Source organism: Phytohabitans sp. LZ39, from assembly GCF_059359075.1.
Genome location: NZ_JCADBM010000022.1, coordinates 20,198 through 37,698, shown reverse-complemented (window position 1 = coordinate 37,698; position 17,501 = coordinate 20,198). Strand labels below are relative to the sequence as shown.

General features: G+C 71.6%; 15 protein-coding genes. 5 read left to right on the top strand and 10 right to left on the bottom strand.

The genetic code is table 11. The features are described from left to right. Position 1: 1 nt before the first annotated feature. The 3 genes from AC5L36_RS33835 to AC5L36_RS33825 all read right to left on the bottom strand — a co-directional run bounded on the left by AC5L36_RS33835 (position 2) and on the right by AC5L36_RS33825 (position 3,085). Positions 2-1,939, bottom strand: coding sequence for an ABC transporter ATP-binding protein (locus tag AC5L36_RS33835; RefSeq protein ID WP_441222820.1), 1,938 nt, complete (start codon positions 1,937-1,939; stop codon positions 2-4). Positions 1,940-2,046: 107 nt separating this feature from the next. Further along, positions 2,047-2,811 (bottom strand): enoyl-CoA hydratase/isomerase family protein, encoded by a 765-nt coding sequence (locus tag AC5L36_RS33830; RefSeq protein WP_441222819.1) that lies wholly within the window; start codon positions 2,809-2,811, stop codon positions 2,047-2,049. A 46-nt stretch (positions 2,812-2,857) separates the two neighbouring features. Further along, entirely contained in the window at positions 2,858-3,085 is a 228-nt protein-coding gene (locus AC5L36_RS33825) for a helix-turn-helix domain-containing protein (protein ID WP_085066491.1), read from the bottom strand. A 142-nt stretch (positions 3,086-3,227) separates the two neighbouring features. Between AC5L36_RS33825 and AC5L36_RS33820 the strand changes: the two genes are divergently transcribed. Further along, positions 3,228-4,403 carry a hypothetical protein gene (locus AC5L36_RS33820; protein ID WP_441222674.1) on the top strand — a complete coding sequence of 392 codons (1,176 nt, stop codon included), beginning with the start codon at positions 3,228-3,230 and terminating at the stop codon, positions 4,401-4,403. A gap of 5 nt (positions 4,404-4,408) precedes the next feature. Here AC5L36_RS33820 and AC5L36_RS33815 read toward each other — a convergent pair whose 3' ends face one another. Continuing rightward, positions 4,409-6,007, bottom strand: a complete 1,599-nt coding sequence (locus tag AC5L36_RS33815; protein ID WP_441222673.1) for an ABC-F family ATP-binding cassette domain-containing protein — start codon at positions 6,005-6,007, stop codon at positions 4,409-4,411. Positions 6,008-6,188: 181 nt separating this feature from the next. On the opposite strand from AC5L36_RS33815, the gene ypfJ (AC5L36_RS33810) reads away from it, so the two are divergent. The 4 genes from ypfJ (AC5L36_RS33810) to AC5L36_RS33795 all read left to right on the top strand — a co-directional run bounded on the left by ypfJ (AC5L36_RS33810) (position 6,189) and on the right by AC5L36_RS33795 (position 10,802). Continuing rightward, positions 6,189-7,094 carry a KPN_02809 family neutral zinc metallopeptidase gene (gene ypfJ, locus AC5L36_RS33810; RefSeq protein WP_441222672.1) on the top strand — a complete coding sequence of 302 codons (906 nt, stop codon included), beginning with the start codon at positions 6,189-6,191 and terminating at the stop codon, positions 7,092-7,094. Between the two features lie 304 nt (positions 7,095-7,398). Continuing rightward, positions 7,399-8,400 (top strand): KPN_02809 family neutral zinc metallopeptidase, encoded by a 1,002-nt coding sequence (ypfJ, locus tag AC5L36_RS33805; protein ID WP_441222671.1) that lies wholly within the window; start codon positions 7,399-7,401, stop codon positions 8,398-8,400. Between the two features lie 9 nt (positions 8,401-8,409). Continuing rightward, entirely contained in the window at positions 8,410-8,856 is a 447-nt protein-coding gene (locus tag AC5L36_RS33800) for a (2Fe-2S)-binding protein (RefSeq protein ID WP_441222818.1), read from the top strand. Then, the gene (locus AC5L36_RS33795) at positions 8,853-10,802 is read left to right on the top strand and encodes a xanthine dehydrogenase family protein molybdopterin-binding subunit (RefSeq protein WP_441222670.1); all 1,950 of its coding nucleotides are present in this window, start codon (positions 8,853-8,855) and stop codon (positions 10,800-10,802) included. Before AC5L36_RS33800 ends, AC5L36_RS33795 begins: the two co-directional genes overlap by 4 nt. On the opposite strand, the gene AC5L36_RS33790 is transcribed toward AC5L36_RS33795, so the two are convergent. From AC5L36_RS33790 to AC5L36_RS33765, 6 genes are read right to left on the bottom strand one after another with little or no spacing between them, the layout of a single operon-like run. Then, positions 10,799-11,779, bottom strand: a complete 981-nt coding sequence (locus AC5L36_RS33790) for an NAD(P)-dependent oxidoreductase (protein ID WP_441222817.1) — start codon at positions 11,777-11,779, stop codon at positions 10,799-10,801. The genes AC5L36_RS33795 and AC5L36_RS33790 overlap by 4 nt on opposite strands. Then, the gene (locus AC5L36_RS33785; RefSeq protein ID WP_441222669.1) at positions 11,713-12,810 is read right to left on the bottom strand and encodes an alpha/beta hydrolase family protein; all 1,098 of its coding nucleotides are present in this window, start codon (positions 12,808-12,810) and stop codon (positions 11,713-11,715) included. Before AC5L36_RS33785 ends, AC5L36_RS33790 begins: the two co-directional genes overlap by 67 nt. Continuing rightward, positions 12,803-13,522 (bottom strand): ABC transporter ATP-binding protein, encoded by a 720-nt coding sequence (locus tag AC5L36_RS33780; RefSeq protein ID WP_441222668.1) that lies wholly within the window; start codon positions 13,520-13,522, stop codon positions 12,803-12,805. Before AC5L36_RS33780 ends, AC5L36_RS33785 begins: the two co-directional genes overlap by 8 nt. Next, a complete protein-coding gene (locus AC5L36_RS33775) occupies positions 13,509-15,263 on the bottom strand; it encodes a branched-chain amino acid ABC transporter ATP-binding protein/permease (RefSeq protein WP_441222667.1) in 1,755 nt (584 codons plus the stop codon). The genes AC5L36_RS33780 and AC5L36_RS33775 overlap by 14 nt, the downstream gene beginning before the upstream one ends. After that, positions 15,260-16,141 carry a branched-chain amino acid ABC transporter permease gene (locus AC5L36_RS33770; protein WP_441222666.1) on the bottom strand — a complete coding sequence of 294 codons (882 nt, stop codon included), beginning with the start codon at positions 16,139-16,141 and terminating at the stop codon, positions 15,260-15,262. Before AC5L36_RS33770 ends, AC5L36_RS33775 begins: the two co-directional genes overlap by 4 nt. Further along, a complete protein-coding gene (locus tag AC5L36_RS33765) occupies positions 16,138-17,355 on the bottom strand; it encodes an amino acid ABC transporter substrate-binding protein (RefSeq protein WP_441222665.1) in 1,218 nt (405 codons plus the stop codon). Before AC5L36_RS33765 ends, AC5L36_RS33770 begins: the two co-directional genes overlap by 4 nt. Positions 17,356-17,501 lie beyond the last annotated feature (146 nt).

Below are 17,501 nucleotides of genomic sequence, written 5' to 3'. Positions count from 1 at the left end.
CTCAGGAGTCGGCGGCGTAGTCGCGGGGTGGGACGGTGACCGGCTCGGGGTGGTCGGTGTCGGTGTAGGGCGCGGGCGAGTCGGCCACGGCGAACTGGGTGCGGTAGAGCTCCGCGTACAGCCCGCCGACCGCGACGAGCTCGTCGTGGCGGCCGCGCTCGACGATTTTGCCCTCGTCGAGGACCAGGATCTGGTCGGCGTCACGGACGGTGGAGAGCCGATGGGCGATCACCAGCGCGGTGCGGCCGGCCAGGGCGACCGACAGGGCGCGCTGCACCGCGGCCTCGGACTCGGAGTCGAGGTGGGCGGTGGCCTCGTCGAGGATGACGATCGAGGGGGCCTTGAGCAGCAGGCGGGCGATCGCGATGCGCTGCTTTTCGCCGCCGGAGAAGCGGTAGCCGCGCTCGCCGACCATCGTCTCCAGGCCGTCGGGCAGCGCCCGCACCAGCTCCTCGACCTGGGCGCCGCGCAGCGCGGACCACAGCTCGTCGTCGGTGGCGTCGGGCTTGGCGTAGCGCAGGTTTTCCGCGATGGTCTCGTGGAAGAGGTGCGAATCCTGGGTGACCACGCCGATCGTGTCGCGTAGCGACTCCAGCGTGGCGTCGCGGACGTCGACGCCGCCGACGAGCACCTGGCCGTCGGTCACGTCGTACACCCGGGAGACCAGCATCGACGTGGTGCTCTTGCCGGCGCCGGAAGGGCCGACCAGCGCCACCATCTCGCCCGGCTCGACGCTGAACGAGACGCCGCGCAGCACCGGCTCGGAGACCGTGCGGTCGAGCGTCACGACGTCTTCGAGCGAGGCGAGCGACACCTCGGCGGCCGCCGGGTAGCGGAAGCGCACGTCGCGGAACTCCAGCCGCCCGGAGCCGGCCGGGATGGCGACCGCGTCCGGCTTTTCGGCGATCGACGGGGTGAGGTCGAGGATCTCGAAGACCCGGTCGAACGAGACGAGCGCGCTCATCACGTCGACCCGCACGTTGGAGAGCGCGGTCAGCGGACCGTACAGGCGGGTGAGCAGCAGCGCGAGCGTGACGACCGTGCCGGCGCTGACCGTGCCGTTGACCGCCAGCCAGCCGCCGAGCCCGTAGGTCAGCGCCTGGGCCAGCGACGCGACCAGCAGCATCGCGACGAAGAACGTGCGCGAGTACATCGCGGTCTGTATGCCGATGTCGCGCACCCGCTCGGCCCGCTCGCCGAAGCGCTTGGCCTCGGCGTCCGGCCGCCCGAAGAGCTTGACCAGCAGCGCGCCCGCCACACCGAAGCGCTCGGTCATCGTGGCGTTCATCTTCGCGTCGAGGTCGTAGCTCTCCTTGGTGATCTCCGCCAGGCGCTTGCCGACCCGCCGCGCCGGGATGATGAAGACCGGCAGCATCACCAGCGAGAGCGCGGTGATCTGCCACGACAGCGTGAACATGACGGCGGCGGTGAGCACGAGCTGGATCACGTTGCTCACCACGCCGGAGAGTGTCGACGTGAACGCCCGCTGGGCGCCCATCACGTCGTTGTTGAGCCGGCTGACCAGCGCGCCGGTCTGCGTACGCGTGAAGAACTGAAGCGGCATCCGCTGCACGTGGTCGTAGACCTTGGTGCGCAGGTCGAGGATGATGCCCTCGCCGATACGCGCCGAATACCACCTTTGGGCGAGCGAGAGCAGCGCGTCGGCGACCGCCAGGCCGGCGATCAGGAAGGCGATCCGCACCACGGCGGTGTCGGCGTCGGGGCCGCCGCGGGTGATCGTATTGATCACGTCGCCGGCGAGGACCGGAGTGGCCACCCCGATGGCGGCCGCGATCACGACCGTGATCAGGAACACCACGATGTCGGCCCGGTAGGGTCGCGCGAACGCCAGGATGCGCTTGGCCGTGCCGCGGGCAAGCCGGTGGCCGGCCACCTTGTCGCGGGCGCGCATCGCCCGCAAGGTCTCCCAACCCCCCATGCCATACGACACGCGTCACCTCCGCGTCAGTCCCGGGACAAGTCTGCTACTCCGGTATGACAGAACTCGTCACGTAAGCGGAGTGTTCCCGCCGGCCCCTTACCCGCTCACTCGCCCAGCCCGGCGAGGTCGCGGAAGCGGCGCACCTGCGCCTCGCGCTCGGCCAGGTCCTGCTCCGCGTACGTGCGGTCGGCGGCGCCCGCGAGCAGCGCCTTGAGCTCGACGACCGCGTCGCGTGGGGCGGCCAGCACGGCGGCGGCGAGGTCGCGCGCGGCGCCGTCCAGGTCGGCTCGGGGCACCACGAGGTTGGCGACGCCGATCCGCTCGGCCTCCGCCGCGCCGACGCGGCGCGCGGTGACGCAGATCTCCAGAGCGCGTCCGTATCCGACGAGCTCGACGAGGCGTTTGGTGCCACCCAGATCGGGTACGAGACCGAGCGTCACCTCGGCCATGGACAGTTGTGCGTCGTCGGCGAGTACGCGCAGATCACACGCCAAGGCGAGCTGGAATCCGGCGCCGATCGCATGACCCTGGACGGCGGCGATGCTAACGATGTCAGGACGCCTCAACCACGTGAATCCCATTTGAAAGGCGTGAATGCGATCCACGCTTTCCTCTGGGGTGAGGCGGGCCATCTCCGTGAAAGAATTCGTCCCTTCACCACTCACTAGCGAAAGGTCCAACCCCGAGGAGAAGGCCCGTCCCTCGGCCCGTACGATTACGACCCGCACATCACCGGGCAGGTCGCGGGAGAAGTGTGACAACGCCGTCCACATCGCCGGCGTTTGCGCGTTGAGCACGTCGGGCCGGCACAACGTCAGAGTCGCGACCGGCCCGGCGCATTCCAGCCGAACACCGCTGTCGTCGGTCATCGGGGGGTTTCCGACAGCGGCAGGGTGCCGAACAGGCGAAAGGCTCTCACGCCTTCTTGCGGCGACGCGCACCGCCGCGCTGGCGGAGCTGCACGCCCGACTCGGTCAGTACCCGGTGTACGAACCCGTACGAACGGCCGGTGGAGGCCGCCAGAGCACGAATGCTCTCGCCGGACGTATACCGCTTGACCAGGTCTTTAGCGAGCGTCTGCCGCTCGGCCCCGACGATCCGGCGACCCTTCTCAGTGCTGGTGGCTGTGCCGGTGGCTGCCATGTTGATTCCTCACGTCCCAGACTGTGCGGTTTCTTTGCGGTCCTGTCTATTAGACCGCCTCGAACGATCATGCGCTAGATATCAACCCTTCGCCAAGCGACACGCACACCTTGTCGCCTACCCGATACCGTGGTGCGCCGTGATGAGCGAAGCGCGGGTGACGCGGTGGGACCTGTTCGTGTGGCTGGCTCTAGCCGCCGCCGGACTCGCGTTCACCTGGCTGGCGGTACGGTTCGCGTCACCACTCGGCACGGATGCCGCGCCTTTCCTCGGCACGTACACCGCTAACGTCAGACCGAACTCTCTGCTCGCACCAGCGGTCGCCGCGGTCACGCTCACCGTCGCCGCGCGCGGCTGGTGGGACCGCGCCCCATGGCCGATTGTGCTGCTCACCGGCTATCTCGCGGGCCTAATGTGGACCGTCGCATTGGCCATTGTCAACGGTGTTCACGGCTTGTATGGTCCGGCGAATCACTCCGGCGAACCACCGGGCCCGGCTCTCGTGTTGCGGTGGATCCACCGCGCCGGCGTCACCGACTCGCTCGCCGTGGGGCTGCTGCTCACCGCCGCCGGCGGCCTGCTCGTGCCACTCGTCCTGGTAGCCGTGCGCAACGGCTGTGGCGATCTGGAAGCCCGCCGCTACCTGCCCGTGGTGGTGCTCGCGCCGTACGCCATCTGGGTGGCCGCCAGCCTCGACGCCCTTGTCGCGGTGCTGGTCGCGGCGATGGTGGCGGCGGGCGCGTGGGCCAGCGACCACCGCCGCACCGGCCCGAAGGCGGGCGCCGGGGCGATCACCGCCGGCCTGCTGCTGGGCGTCGCGGCGATGTTCTCGTTCGCCGTACCCTGGATGGGTTTTTCGCTGGTTTGTCTGTATTTCGCGCGCCGGCGGGCGGCTCTCAACTTCCTCACCGGCCTGGGCGCGCTGGTGCCGGTGGGCGTGGCGCAGCTGCTCGGGTTTCGCTGGGTGGACGGCCTGCTCGCGGCCCAGCGCGAACGGCCGGTGCTCTGGTGGGGCGTGATCAGCCTGGCCGTGCTGCTGCTGGCCGCGGGCCCGGCGCTTGTCGCGAGCCTCCGCAAGACGCGCAACACCCCCGGTTGGCCCTTCCTGGTGGGCGCGGGCGCCGCCGTGCTGTCGACCGTGCTGGCCGGCCTGGCCCGGGGCGGGGTCGAACACGCCTGGCTCACGTTCTTTCCCTGGCTCACGGTCGCCGCCACCGCCCCCGAGCGCCAGGCCGGCCCCTCGGTCCGCAGCCCCCTTCTCCTGGTGGGCGCCGGCGCGGTGGCCGCGATCGTGCTCAGGGCGGTGCTCACCCCGTGATCCAGTCAGGCGAGCTCGACAAGTTCGAGCAGGTCGTCGCTCCAGGCGTCTTCGTCGCCGTCGGGGAGCAGGATCGCGCGGTCGGGCTTCAGGGCCTGCACGGCGCCCGGGTCGTGGGTGACCAGCACGATCGCGCCGGGGTAGCGGGCGATCGCGTCGAGCACCTGCTCGCGGCTGACCGGGTCGAGGTTGTTGGTCGGCTCGTCGAGCAGCAGCACGTTGGCGCCGGAGCAGACCAGCGTGGCCAGCGCCAGCCGGGTCTTCTCGCCGCCGGAGAGCACGCCGGCCGGCTTGTCGACGTCGTCGCCGGAGAAGAGGAACGCGCCGAGGATCTTGCGTAGATCGGTGTCGGACTGCTCCAGCGCCGCGCTGCGCATGTGCTCCAGGACGGTGCGCTCCACGTCGAGCGTCTCGTGCTCCTGCGCGTAGTAGCCGATCCGCAGGCCGTGCCCCGCGACGACCTCGCCGGTGTCGGGCTCCAGCAGGCCGCCGAGCATCCGCAACAGCGTGGTCTTGCCGGCACCGTTGAGGCCGAGGATCGCCACCCGGGAGCCGCGGTCGACGGCCACGTCGACGTCCGTGAAGATCTCCAGCGAACCGTACGATTTGGACAGTGCGGTCGCGGTCAGCGGGGTGCGTCCACACGACGCCGGGGTCGGAAAGCGCACCTTGGCGACCTTGTCGGAGACCCGCTCGTCCTCCAGGCCGGAGAGCAGCTTTTCGGCGCGGCGGGCCATGTTTTGCGCGGCGACCGTCTTGGTGGCCTTGGCCCGCATCTTGTCGGCCTGGGCCATGAGCGCGCCGGCTTTCTTCTCCGCGTTGGCCCGCTCGCGCTTGCGCCGCCGCTCGTCCGTCTCGCGCTGCTCCAGGTACTTCTTCCAGCCCACGTTGTAGACGTCGACGACCGCGCGGTTGGCGTCGAGGTACCAGACCTTGTTGACCACCGCGTCGAGCAGCGACACGTCGTGGCTGATCACCACGAGCCCACCCTTGTGCGCGGCCATGTATCCGCGCAGCCACGTGATCGAGTCGGCGTCGAGGTGGTTGGTGGGCTCGTCGAGCAGCAGGATGCCGGCGCCGTCTTCGCCCGCGTCGCGGAAGAGGATGCGGGCCAGCTCGATGCGCCGCCGCTGGCCGCCGGAGAGGGTGCCGATCGTCTGGGCGAGCACCCGGTCGGGCAGCCCCAGGTTGGCACAGATGCGTGCGGCTTCGGCCTCGGCCGCGTATCCACCGAGGGAGGCGAACTGGTCTTCGAGGGCGCCGTAGCGACGCAGCATGCGCTCGTCGTCGGCGAGCTTGCTCTCCATGGCCTTCATCTCGGCCAGCAGGGTGTCGAGGCCGCGGGCGGAGAGCACCCGGTCGCGGGCGGTGACCTCGAGGTCGCCGGTGCGCGGGTCCTGCGGCAGGTAGCCGACGGCGCTGCGCCGGTCGACGGTGCCCGTGTAGGGCATGCCCTCGCCGGCCAGCACCTTGAGGGTGGTGGTCTTGCCGGCGCCGTTGCGGCCGACCAGGCCGATGCGGTCACCCGGCTGCACGCGCAGCGTGGCGTCGGACAGGAGGATCCGGGAGCCGGCGCGAAGCTCCAGGCCCGTGGCGGTGATCATGGTGGCAAACTCGCTCTCGTCGTCGAAGGCTGGCTCAGGGCGCGCTAAAGAGCCGGCCGGTCATCGACCCGGTCGGCTCGGAGAGGCTCAGCCTTCGCAGAGCAGCACGGGAGCGATTCTACCCGGCGCCGCGTGGGCCCCCAACCGAGTAAGAATCAAGATCACTGGGTACCGATTCCGCGTGGAACTCAACGAAGATGCCCGGATCGATACCAGCCAGGTCGAGGACCGGCGCGGATCCGGCGGCGGAGGCGGTCTCGGCGGCATCCCGCTGCCGAGCGGTAAGGGTGGGTGGATCGGCCTCGTCGTGGCCCTTCTGGTGGCGCTCGCCGGCGGCGGGCTCGGCCTCAACCAGGTCACCGGCGGCGACGAGCAGGGCGACAACACGGCCCTGGAGCAGAAGTGCGCGGCGGACCAGGCGCTCGCCCAGCTCGACTGCCGCAACACGCTCTACGTGAACTCCATCCAGGCGTACTGGCAGAAGGCGCTCCCCGAGCGGTTCGGCAAGCCGTACGAGCCGGCCGACACGGTGATCTTCAGCCAGGCGGTGAACACCGGGTGCGGCGCGGCCGACTCGGGCGTCGGGCCGTTCTACTGCCCGGCGGACGACCACGTGTACATCGACCTGACCTTCTACGAGCAGCTGGCCGACCAGCTCGGCGCGCCGGGCGAGTTCGCGCAGCCGTACGTGCTGGCCCACGAGTACGGCCACCACGTGCAGGACCTGCTCGGCACCGAGGCGCAGATGCGCCGCCAGCAGCAGCGCGACCCCGGCAACGCCAACCAGCTCTCGGTGATGCTGGAGCTCCAGGCCGACTGCTACGCGGGCGCGTGGGCGAAGAACGCCACCGGCACGACGGACGCGGGCGGCCAAAGGATCTTCAAGAGCATCAGCCAGCAGGACATCCAGGAGGGCCTCGACACGGCCGCCGCGATCGGCGACGACACCCTCCAGAAGAAGTCCGGCGGGCGGATCGACGAGTCGCAGTTCACGCACGGCACGTCGGCGCAGCGGCAGGAGTGGTTCGGCCGCGGACACGAGACCGGCGACCCGAAGTCCTGCGACACCTTCGGAAACGCCCTCTGACCCCATTAGATCGTCACATTCGAAAAGCAGATGCGAGCTACCGCGATGTCCGTCGTGGTCCAGACCGCCGCTCCCGCGGCCTCACCCTCCGCCGTTGGTCCCGGCCTGCCCCAAGAGGGCAGCCCTCTTGGGGCCCGGGGCGAGCCGCCGGGGTGGGCTTGGCGCGCGGGGCTGGCAGCGGAGGTCGGGGGATTCGGCGAGCGCCAGCTCGCCGCCGGCCGGAGCGGTCTCCGGCGGGAGCGGCGGTCCGCAGCTGACGCGAACCCGGGACATATATGGCTTTTGTACCATTAGCATGACCCGCGTGGAACTTAATGAGGACGCCAACCTCGACCCCGGCCAGGTCGAGGACATGCGCGGCCGGCGGGGCGGCGGCGGCCGGTTCCGGCTCCCGGGCGGACTGGGTGGCGGCGGCCGGGGCGGCAGCGGCGGACCCGGCATCAAGCTCCCCGCCGGCAAGGCCGGGATCGCGGTCGTCGCCGTCGTGCTGCTGTGCCTGTGCGGCTTCCTCTGCCTGGGGCAGGGCGGCCTCGGTGGGCTCGGCGGCCTCGGAAGCCTCGGCGGGCTCACCGGCACCGAGACCGACACCGCGACCAGCGCGCCGCTCGACGAGACCTGCTCGCGCCAGAACGTCAACCGCTTCGACGACCCGGCCTGCGTCAACCTGGCCTTCGTCAACTCCATCCAGGCGTACTGGCAGCGCGCGCTCCCGGAGAACTTCGGCCGGCCCTACCAGACGGCCATCACGCGATACTTCTCCGGCGCGGTGAGCACCGGCTGCGGCTCCGCCGACGCGGGCGTGGGGCCGTTCTACTGCCCGGGTGACAACCACGTCTACATCGACCTGACCTTCTACGACGAGCTGGCCAGCCGGTTCGGGGCGCCGGGGCAGTTCGCGCAGGCGTACGTGATGGCGCACGAGTACGGCCACCACGTGCAGGCGCTGCTCGGCACCGAGGCGCAGATGCGCCGCCAGCAGCAGCGCGACCCCGGCAACGCCAACCAGCTGTCGGTGACGCTGGAGCTCCAGGCCGACTGTTACGCGGGTGCCTGGGCGCGCGCCGCGACGTCGACCACCGACGCCGGCGGGCAGCCGCTCTTCACCAGCGTCACCGAGCAGGACATCCGGGAGGCGCTCACCGCCGCGGCCGCCGTCGGCGACGACACGATCCAGCGGAAGGCCGGCGGGCGGGTCGACGAGCAGGCCTTCACGCACGGCAGCGCGCAGCAGCGGCAGCAGTGGTTCGACCAGGGGTACAAGACCGGCGACCCCAAGCGGTGCGACACCTTCGGCAACGCCCTCTAGACTGGCGCAATCGATTGCTATGAGCTGACCGTCAACGGCGAGCGGCACTCCGTGGAGGCCGACCCTGATACGCCGCTGCTCGACGTGCTCCGCGGCGACCTCGGGCTCGTGGGCAGCCGCTTCGGCTGCGGCATGGGCCTGTGCGGCGCCTGCTTCGTGCTCCTCGACGGCCACCCGGCGCCGGCCTGCGATACTCCACTGTGGTCGGTGGTCGGCAAGGCGGTGACCACAGTGGAGGGCCTGCGCGGGCACCCGCTGGTGGACGCGTTCCTGGCCGAGCAGGCCGCACAATGTGGATACTGCGTCTCCGGCGTCCTGGTGAGCGCCGCCGCTCTGCTGGCCCGCGAGCCGCACCCCGACGAGGCGGCGGTCAAGGGCGCGCTCGACCGCCACCTGTGCCGCTGCGGCGCGCACGGGCGGATGGTCCGCGCGGTGCTCCGGGCGGCCGGCCCATGACCCTCCCCCGGTCGCTCGCCGCGAATCCCCGGCTCTCCGGCTGGGTACGCCTCGCGCCGGACGGCTGCTTCGAGATCCGGGTCGGGAAGGTCGAGCTGGGGCAGGGCATCCTCACCGCGCTCGCCCAGATCGCCGCCGACGAGCTCGACGTGCCGCTCGACCGGGTCCGGATGGTCCCCGCCGGCACTGCCGAAGGCCCGGACGAAGGGATCACCGCGGGCAGCCTCTCCGTCGCCGACTCCGGCGCCGCGCTCCGGCAGGCCTGTGCGGAGGTACGCGCGCTGCGTGCCGCCGGAGCGACCACCTGGGACCGGGACGCGGACGGCTCGGCCCGTCCCAAGAGCGCGGCCGACCTGCGCGTGGTGGGCACCAGCGTGCCCCGGCTCGACCTGCCCGACAAGGTGGCCGGCCGCCCCCGGTACGTGCACGACCTGCGCCTGCCCGGCCTGCTCTACGGCCGCGTGGTCCGCCCACCGTCGCGCGGCGCGCGGCTGGTGTCGGTAGGACCGGGCGTGGACGCGGTGGTCGACGGCAGCTTCCTCGGCGTGGTGGCGGCCACCGAGACCGAGGCCGACCGGGCTGCTTCTACGCTCGCGCAGGCGGCGGTCTGGGACGAGGCGGACACGCTCCCCGACGAGGACGCGCTGCCGTCATTCCTGCGTGCGGGTCCACTGGAGACGTCCACCGTGGTGGCCGGCGCCGCGGTCTCCGGGGGCTTTCGCGCCTCCTACAGCCGGCCCTTCCTCGCCCACGCCTCGATCGCGCCGAGCTGCGCCGTCGCTCAGTGGGACGGCGAGAGGGTCCGGGTGTGGAGCCACACGCAGGGCCCGCATCCGCTGCGCCGGGCGATTGCCCAGGCCCTCGGCCTGCCGCCGTCGCGGGTCGAGGTGTCGCACGTGGAGGGCGCCGGGGCGTACGGGCACAACGGCGCCGACGACGCCGCCTTCGACGCCGTGCTGCTCGCCCGCACCGTGCCCGGCCGGCCGGTGCTGGTGCGGTGGAGCCGGCGGGACGAGCTGACCTGGGCGCCGTTCGGCTCGGCGATGGTCGCCGACGTCGCCGCCACAGTGGACGGTGACGGGATGGTGACGGCCTGGTCGTACGACGTGTGGAGCCAGGGGCACGTGTCCCGTCCCGGATACGCCGGCAGCCCCGGCCTGCTCGCTGCCGCACACCTGGAAGAGCCGCACCCGCTACCGCCGCCCGCCGACCCGCCGCTGGAGCGGGGCGCTGGCATCGCCCGCAACGCCGTCCCCGTCTACGCGTTTCCGGAGCGGTCGATCCGCGCGCACCGGGCCCTGCGCGCGCCGCTGCGGTCGTCGTCGCTGCGCTCGCTCGGCGCGTTCCTCAACGTGTTCGCCATCGAGTCCTTCATGGACGAGCTCGCCCTGGCGGCCGGCCGCGACCCGCTCGCACACCGCCTCGCCCACCTGACCGACCCGCGTGCCCGCGCGGTGCTGCTGGCCGCCGCCGAGCTGGGCGGTTGGGGCGGCGACAACCGGGGCATCGGGCTGGCCCGCTACAAGGAGCGCGGCGCCTACTGCGCGGTGGTCGCCGAGGTTGAGGCGGAGCAGGACATCCGGGTGCGCCGCCTCGCCATCGCCGTCGACGTGGGCCGGGTGGTCAACCCGGACGGCGTGCGCAACCAGATCGAGGGCGGCGCGGTGCAGGCGGCGAGCTGGACGCTCAAGGAGCGGGTGCGCTTCGACCGCCGCCGGGTGACGAGCGTCGACTGGGAGAGCTATCCGATCCTCCGCTTCAGCGAGGTGCCGCGCGTCGACGTGGCTCTGCTCGACCGCCCCGACGAGCCGAGCGTCGGCGCCGGCGAGGCCGCACAGGGCCCCACGGCGGCGGCGATCGGCAACGCGCTGGCGGCCGCGCTCGGCGTGCGGGTCCGCGACCTCCCGCTGACCCGCGAGCGCGTCGTCGCCGCCATCGACGCCTAGCCCAGGCCGTCGTCGACGTCGGCGGCCTCGGGTTTGAGGTCGAGGCCGGCCGCCGCGGCCTGCTGCTCCATGAGGACGGCGAAGTCGTCGCCGCCGTGGCCGCCGCTGATCACGGCTTGGATGATCTGCTGGGTCAGGGCGGCCACCGGCATCGGCACGCCCAGGTCCCGCGCGGCGGCCAGGCCGAGGTCGAAGTCCTTGCGCAGCAGCACCGGCGTGAACGTGGGCGTGTAGTCGAGCTTCACCAGCGCCGGCGTCTTGTACCGGGTGAACATCGAGCCCATCACGCTGTTGTTGAGGAAGTCGAGGAACGCGGCCCGGGAAACGCCGCCCTTCTCGGCCAGCACCGTGATCTCGGCGAGCGACTGGATGACGACGCCGAGCAGCAGGTTGTGGCAGAGCTTGACCAGCCGCGCGGTCTCGCCCTCGCCGACGTACGTGGTGGCCCGCCCCAGCACGGCCAGCAGCGGCTCGACCCGGTGGTAGACCGCCTCGGGTCCGGAGGCGACGATGCTGAGCCGGCCGGCGGCGACCACCTTGCCGTTGCCGCTCACCGGCGCGGCGAGGAAGTCGACGCCACGCTCGGCCGCCGCGGCCCGCATCGCGGCGGACGCCTCCGCGCTCACCGTCGAGCAGTCGACCACAGTGGATGGTGCCGCGTCGGTGCGGGCGAACAGATCGGTGAGTACCGCCTCCAGGTCGGTCGAGGTGGAGACCATCGTGAAGACGACGTCGCGGTCGGCCAGGTCGGTGACCCGCTCGGCGGCGCGGATCCCGTCGCTGGCAAGGGCTTCGGACTTGGCGCGGGTGCGGTTCCAAACGGTCACGTCGAAGCCGGCGCGGGCCAGCCGGCGGGCCATCGCGGACCCCATCCGCCCGGCGCCGATCCAGCCGACGGTCAAGTGGTGCGTCATAGCGGAGCGTTCCCCCTCAGTGCGGTCTTCCTCTGCACGGCCCTCAGCTGGGTGGCGACCCAGTCGGCGGTGCGCTGGCGGTGCTGGGCGGCCACGTTCATGCAGCCGTGGTTGCCCTCGGCGAGCAGCAGCAACGTGACCGGCCCGCCCGTCTCGTTGGCCAGCCGTTCGGCGTGCCACCACGGGATGAGCCGGTCGAGCTTGCCGGTCACCACCAGCATCGGGCAGCGGATGGCAGGCGCGTGCCCGGCGAGGCTCAGCGTGTGCGCGACCGCCCGGGCGGCACGCTCGTCGGAGGAGCGCGAGCGCACCCGGAACGCCTCGCGGGTCAGCGCCGGCAGGCCGTCCCAGCAGGCGCCGAAGTCGTACGGGCCGGCGAGCGCGACGCAGGCCCGCACCCGGCCGTCGGCGCTGGCGACGCGGGGCGCGTAGTAGCCGCCGAGGCTCACGCCCCACACGCCGATCCGGTCCGGATCGACCCGCTCCTGTGTGGACACCGCGTCGAGGATCGCCGCGCCCGGGGCCGCCCAGTCGCCCTGGATCGGCAGGTCGTACTCCGCCTCGCCCTGCCCCGGTCCGTCGACGCTGAACGTGCCGACACCACGCTCCAGAAACAGCGCCTCCGTCGACCGGAACTCCTCCTTGGCCGAGTCGAGCCCGGGTACCAGGACGACCACCGGATGCGGGCCCGGCCCGGCCGGAAGGCGGAGCACGCCGACCAGCCGCGCCCCGCCGTACGGGATCTCGACCCGCCGCCCGGGTGGGTCGAGGTGTGGCAGGGCGTTGTCGAGGCAGCGCACGGCCGCCATGTGCGCCGCCCGCATCTGTGCCGGGTCCTGCACGAAGAGGAACTTGGCGAAGTGGTAGTAGGTGGCCGCCTGCGCGTAGTGCTGCGCCGCCGAGCGGTGCCGTTCCTGTGCGGTCGCCTCCAGCCCGAGGCCCTCGTGCTCGGCGGCCACCCGGGACCAGGCCGCGCACCAGTCCGTCCAGCGCCTGACCAGCTGGGTCACCCGCTCGAAGTCGGCGACCGCCACGCCGTTGGTGGTGAAGCGCGGCGCCCAGTTGGCGATGGCCGAGGCGACGAGGTCATCCATTGGGTACTCCCCCGAGGTAGAGGGTGGCTATCTCGGGATGGCGCAGGATCTCCGCGGCGGTGCCGGCCAGCCTGACCCGGCCGCCCTCCATCACCACGCCCCGCGTCGCCATGCCCAGCCCGAGCCGCACGTTCTGCTCGACGAGCAACACGGTGGTGCCGCCGTCGTGCAGCCGCCGGACGAGCCCCGCCACCGCGGCGAGGGACTTCGGGTCGAGCCCGAGCGACGGCTCGTCGAGCAGGATCAGCGCCGGGTCGAGCATCAGGCACCGGCCAATCTCGACCATGCGGCGCTGGCCGCCGGACAGGTTGCCGGCCGGGTCGGCCCGGCGCTCGGCCACCAGCGGCACGAGCTCCTCCACGGCCGCGTACCGCTTGCGCAGCAGAGCCCGGTCGCGGCGGATGAGGAAGCCGCCCATCAGCACGTTCTCCCGCACGCTCATCGTCGGGAAGAGCGCCTGCGACTGCGGCACCTGGGTCACGCCGAGGCGGAGGATCTCGTCGGCCGGCCGGCCACCGATCGGGCGGCCGGCCAGCGTCACGGTGCCGGCGCGCGGCCGGATCAGGCCGCTCACCACGCGCAGGACGGTGGACTTGCCGGCGCCGTTCGGGCCGACGACGCACGTGATCGAGCCGGCCGCGCACTCCAGGTCGACGCCCTGGAGCACGTCGCCCGCGCCGTACCCGGCGACGACACCGTCAAGTGAGAGCATCGGCGATCGCCTCCTCCCCCAGGTACGCGTCGAGCACCGCCGGGTCGGCGCGGATCGCGGCCGGCGGTCCTTCGGCGATCGGCCGGCCGCGGGAGAACACCACCACCGGGTCGCAGAGGCCGAGCACCATCGGGATGTTGTGCTCGACGACGAGGAACGTCACGCCCTGCTCGTTGAGCCCGCGGACGATGTCGCAGATCCGCCCGACCAGGCTCGGGTTGACGCCGCCGGCCGGCTCGTCGAGGAGCACGAGCTTGGGCTCCATCATCAGCACCTGGGCGAGCTCGACGAGCTTCTGCTGCCCGTACGAGAGGGAGCCGGCCGGCTGGTCGGCGAGGCGCGCCAGGCCGACGAAGCCGAGCAGCTCGCGGGCCCGGTCGGCCTCGTGCCCGCGCACCGCGCCGGCCAGCATCGTGCGCCAGCGGGCGTCCGGCAGTGGCGCGACGACGTTCTGTAGCACGGTCATGCTCTTGAAGAGGCGGGTGACCTGGAACGTGCGGCCCAGCCCCAGGTGTCCGCGGGTCCACGGCGGCAGCCGGTCGATCCGCCGCCCGTCGAACCAGATCTCCCCGCCGTCCGCCCGCATGGCGCCGGTGACGAGGTTGAAGAGTGTGGTCTTGCCGGAGCCGTTGGGCCCGATGAGCGCGGTGATGGTGCCGCGCTGGACGGTGAGGTCGGCACCGTCGACGGCGACCAGCCCGCCGAAGCGCTTGGCGGCGCCACGCACTTCGAGGATGGGGCCGTCGCCATCCACGCGGGTTATCGCCGGCGTCGAGATCTGGGCCAGGGCTCCCGCTTGGTCGACGTACTCCACGGTGGACTTCCGGCGCACGCGGGCGGCGACCGCCGGCAGCAGGCCCGCCGGCAGGAAGAGCACGACGAGCACCAGCGCCACGCCGAAGAGCAGCACCCGGCTCTGCGACCCTCCACCGTAGACGGTGGCGACCTCGCTCGCGATCTGCACCAGGAACGCGCCGATCACCGGCCCCCAGAGCGTGCCCCGACCGCCGACGAGCGCGGCGAGCACGATCGTGACGCTGCCGAGGATGCCGAATGCGCCGACCGGGTTGAGGAACGTCAGGAAGTAGGCGTAGCCCGTGCCGGCCATGCCGACGAAGAACGTGCTGCAACAGAACGCCACGATCTTGTACCGCGTCGTGTCCACCCCGATCGCGGCGGCCTTGCCCTCGTCCTCCCGGATCGCCACCAGCCCGGTGCCGAACTTCGTGCGCCGGATCGCCCAGCTGAACCCGATCGTCGCGAACATCAGGAGCAGGAAGAAGTAGTAGAAGGGCACGTTCTGGAAGTCGCGGGACCAGAACGGCAGCTCCAGCGTGATGCCGTTGGAGCCGTTGGTCAGCGACGACCAGTTGGTGGCGACCACCTGCATGGCGAGCAGCAGCGCGATCGTGATGATGACGAACGCGTGGCCGCGCGCCCGCAGCACCACCGCGCCCAGCACGAGCGCGCCGAGCACGGCCACCAGCCCGCCCAACGGCGCGGCGAGAAACGGGTTGAGTCCGGTGTGGACGCCGACGATGCCGGCCGTGTACGAGCCCAGCCCGAGAAACGCGCTGTGCCCGAGCGAAACGTAGCCGGCGTACCCGGAGATGATGTTCCAGCTGACCGCCTGCACGGCGAGCAGGAAGGCGAGCAGCAGCACGGTCTGCTGGTACGTGTCGAACGGCCGGATGACCGGGTACAGCACCAGCGCCGCCAGCGGGACGGCCGCCCACTTCACGAGGCTACGTCCTCGCGCAGGCGGGCGCCGAAGAGGCCCTGCTTGCGGACGAGCAGCACGGCGAGGATCACCACGTAGAAGACCAATGTGGACCAGCGCAGCGAGCCGTACGTGGCGGTGAGCGTCTCGGCCAGCCCGAGCACGAGCGCGCCGACCAGCGCGCCGGGCAGGCTCCCCAGGCCGCCCAGCACGATGATGCCGAGCAGCCGGGAGATCCAGTCGTAGTGCGAGGCCGGGAAGAACGGGTACAGCACCGACATGATGGAGCCGCCGACGCCGGTGGTCGCCGTGCCGATCGCGAAGGCCAGCGACGCCGTCGCCGTGGCACCGACGCCGACGAGCGCGGCGCCGTCGGGGTTTTGCGCGGTGGCCCGGATCGCGCGGCCGGTCCAGGTGCGGGTGAGCACCACGTAGAGCAGTGCGAGCACGGCGACGGCGGCGAGAAAGCCGTAGAGCTGTGGCTTGGGCAGCGAGACCCCGCCGATCCGGTACGACTCCTCGAAGTAGCCGGGGGTGGCCGAGCGGAACTTGTTGCCCGCGGTCACGTTGAGCACACCTTCGACGGTCAGCGCCAGGCCGAACGTGAGCAGCACCGACATCGACGCCGACGCGCCCCGGATGCGCACGACGAGTCCTCTGTAGAGCGCCCAGCCGAGGCCGAACATCAACGGGGTCGTGACCACCGAGGCGACGATCGGGTCGATGCCGGTGTGCCGCCACATCCACCAGGTGAGCATCGCGACGAGCACGAGCAGCGCGCCGTGCGCGACGTTGACGACGTGCATCACCCCGAAGATGAGCGTGAGTCCGGAGGCGAGCAGCGCGTACACGCCGCCGATCAGCACGCCGAGCGCCAGGGCTTGCGCCAGCTCCGTCATTTCCAGGCCGGCTTCGGGTGGATCACCGTCGTGGTGGTCGCCCGGTCGGCCGGCGCCACGATCTCCACCTTGCCGCCCTGCCACTGCGCGAGCAGGAACCGGCTCTGCGGCGCGCCGGTCGCGTCCCAGCTGAGCTTGCCGAGGATCGTCTCGACGGAGTTGGCGTGCAGCCAGTCGGCGAGCGCCTTCTGGTCGATCCTGCCGACCGCCACGACCGCCGCCTGGAGCACCTGCGCCGCCGCGAACGCGTCCGCCGCGTCCTCGGCCGGCGTCTCACCGTTGTACGCCTTGCCGTACGCGGCCACAAAGTCCTCGTTCAACGGTGTCTTGGCCTTCTCGTTCCAGCTGACCGTGTAGAAGACGCCCTCGGTGTTGGCCGCGCCGACGCCGTCGCTGTACTGCCCGGCGTTGCTCGGCGCGGAGGTCTGGAAGAGCACCTTGGGCGAGAAGCCGAGCTGCTTGAGCGAGCGGACCAGCCCGACGCCGTCTTCGAACACGGCGCCCTGCGCCACGAGGTCGGGCTTGCGGGCCGCGAGCGCGCTGGCGACGGTCTGGAAGTTGGTCGTCTCCGGCGGGTACACGGTGGAGTAGACGGTGCGCACGCCGAGCGCCTCGAGGCCGGCCTGGAGCGTCTCGATGACCGGTCGGGTGAAGGGGTCGTCCTGCGTGGGGTAGGCGGCGGTCTTCGGCCGCTGGTCGGCGGGGAGCGACTTGACCCAGTCGAGCATCACGTCCGCCTGCTTGGGCGCGGTCGCGGGCTGGGCGTAGATCAGGTACTGGAAGCCGCGCTCGAACATCCGCGGCGCGCCGCCGGCCGGCTCGACGTAGAGCATGCCGTTCTTTTCCGCGACGGCCGAGGCGGGGTAGTTGAGCAGCGACGAGAACGTGCCCAACAGCAGATCGACCTTGTCCTGCGTGATCAGCCGGGTGTAGTCGGCGACCACCGTGTCCTGGTTGCTGGCGTCGTCAGTGATCTTGAGCTCGACCTGCCGGCCGAGCAGGCCACCCTTGGCGTTGACCATGTTGACCCAGACCTCGTACCCCCGCTTGGCCTGGGTGCCCGGCTGGGAGAAGTCGCCGGTCAGCGGCAGCGAGATGCCGATCCGGATCGGCTTGTCCGAGTCGGCGGAGGAGGCGCTGGGCCGCTCTCCGCAGCCGGCGACGGCGAGCGCGGCGGTCGTGACGAGTGCGAGGCGAGACAGCAGGCCAGCCATGGGCCCTCCTTGGTCCGACTAGTCCACCCCACGAAACGCTCCGCTGCGCTCCACGTTTGCGCGGGGAACTTCGGATGACCGCAATCGATTGCGACTCTCGCATCATGTGAGCCACGCCACTACGTGTCAATAGCGCTGAAGATATT

What these genes read in the sequence shown, in the direction of transcription:
- AC5L36_RS33830 (WP_441222819.1), bottom strand. Translation starts at nt 2,811, where the DNA reads ATGACCGACGACAGCGGTGTTCGGCTGGAATGCGCCGGGCCGGTCGCG.
- AC5L36_RS33780 (WP_441222668.1), bottom strand. Translation starts at nt 13,522, where the DNA reads ATGCTCTCACTTGACGGTGTCGTCGCCGGGTACGGCGCGGGCGACGTG.
- AC5L36_RS33825 (WP_085066491.1), bottom strand. Translation starts at nt 3,085, where the DNA reads ATGGCAGCCACCGGCACAGCCACCAGCACTGAGAAGGGTCGCCGGATC.
- AC5L36_RS33820 (WP_441222674.1), top strand. Translation starts at nt 3,228, where the DNA reads ATGAGCGAAGCGCGGGTGACGCGGTGGGACCTGTTCGTGTGGCTGGCT.
- AC5L36_RS33785 (WP_441222669.1), bottom strand. Translation starts at nt 12,810, where the DNA reads ATGGATGACCTCGTCGCCTCGGCCATCGCCAACTGGGCGCCGCGCTTC.
- AC5L36_RS33770 (WP_441222666.1), bottom strand. Translation starts at nt 16,141, where the DNA reads ATGACGGAGCTGGCGCAAGCCCTGGCGCTCGGCGTGCTGATCGGCGGC.
- AC5L36_RS33765 (WP_441222665.1), bottom strand. Translation starts at nt 17,355, where the DNA reads ATGGCTGGCCTGCTGTCTCGCCTCGCACTCGTCACGACCGCCGCGCTC.
- AC5L36_RS33835 (WP_441222820.1), bottom strand. Translation starts at nt 1,939, where the DNA reads ATGGGGGGTTGGGAGACCTTGCGGGCGATGCGCGCCCGCGACAAGGTG.
- AC5L36_RS33815 (WP_441222673.1), bottom strand. Translation starts at nt 6,007, where the DNA reads ATGATCACCGCCACGGGCCTGGAGCTTCGCGCCGGCTCCCGGATCCTC.
- AC5L36_RS33795 (WP_441222670.1), top strand. Translation starts at nt 8,853, where the DNA reads ATGACCCTCCCCCGGTCGCTCGCCGCGAATCCCCGGCTCTCCGGCTGG.